The sequence below is a fragment of the Pantoea sp. Seng genome (assembly GCF_009829935.1).
Lineage (GTDB): Bacteria > Pseudomonadota > Gammaproteobacteria > Enterobacterales > Enterobacteriaceae > Pantoea > Pantoea communis.
This window is the reverse complement of the sequence record NZ_SZZV01000049.1, coordinates 1-1,019: the sequence shown is the minus strand read 5'-3', so window position 1 is coordinate 1,019 and position 1,019 is coordinate 1. Positions and strand designations below refer to the sequence as shown.

Genomic DNA, 1,019 nt, shown 5'->3' with positions numbered 1-1,019 from the left:
TGGTACAGCCGCCTCGGACTGAATCAGAACGAAGAACTGCTGTCTGCCCTGTGGCCTCGTTACCGTCAGGCGGCGCTGCCCCTGCTACGCGACGCCGCAGCCTTGCAGCTTACTGACGCGCTGAAAGCCTATGCCGCACTCCCACCTGACAGCCCATTGCGGGAAACGCAGTCAAAGCAGGCCTACACGCAGCTCAGGTTGTATCTGATGCTGACGCGTCCTGAACGTATGGACCCCAGTTGGTTCAGCCAGGCACTGATGCAAAACTGGACGCAGCGGCAGAGTCTGGACCAGGCATACTGGCAGGGTGCCGGGAGTCCGCTGCTGGCTTTCTATGCAGAGAATTTCAATGCTCACCCTGAATGGGCGCTGAAAGCAGACCCGGAGCTGGTCAGGCAGGTGCGCGCCCTGCTGGTTCGCCAGGTGGGGGTGACCAACAGCGAAACCCGCCAGTACCAGCGGGTGCTGGCGCAGGTGACGCATCAGTACGCCGATATGCGACTGGGCGATATGACCGGCGATACGGATGCGGGTCGCCTGTTTACCACCGATGAAGTGGTGCCCGGCATGTTCACCCGTCAGGCCTGGGAAGATGGCGTTAAACCCGCGATTGAAAAGGTGGCGCGGGAGCGGCGTGAGGAGATGGACTGGGTACTCAGTGATGCGCCGCCCCCCGCTGGTGATGCTTCCTCACCCGAAGCGCTGGAGGCGCGGCTCACCAGCCGATACTTTGCCGACTACAGCGCAGCCTGGCTGAACTTCCTCAACAGCCTGCGCCTGCAGCCTGCACCGACGCTTTCAGACGCGATCGACCAGCTGACGCTGATGGCAGACGTCAGGCAGTCACCGCTGGTGGCGCTAATGAATACGCTCAACGTGCAGGGACGGACCGGGCAGAGTGGGGATGCTATTGCTGACTCGCTGGTGAAGTCTGCGCAGAACCTGCTCAGTAGGGAAAAGCGCCCTGCCATTGACCAGAACAGCGGCCCGAGCGGCCCACTCGATGCGACTTTCGGCCC

1 protein-coding gene is annotated in these 1,019 nt (G+C 62.2%); it reads left to right on the top strand.

Features of this window, described 5'->3' with window-relative positions:
* Positions 1–1,019, top strand: a 1,019-nt coding sequence (locus FD737_RS23650) for an ImcF-related family protein (RefSeq protein WP_202404647.1), incomplete at both ends; no start/stop codon positions are given.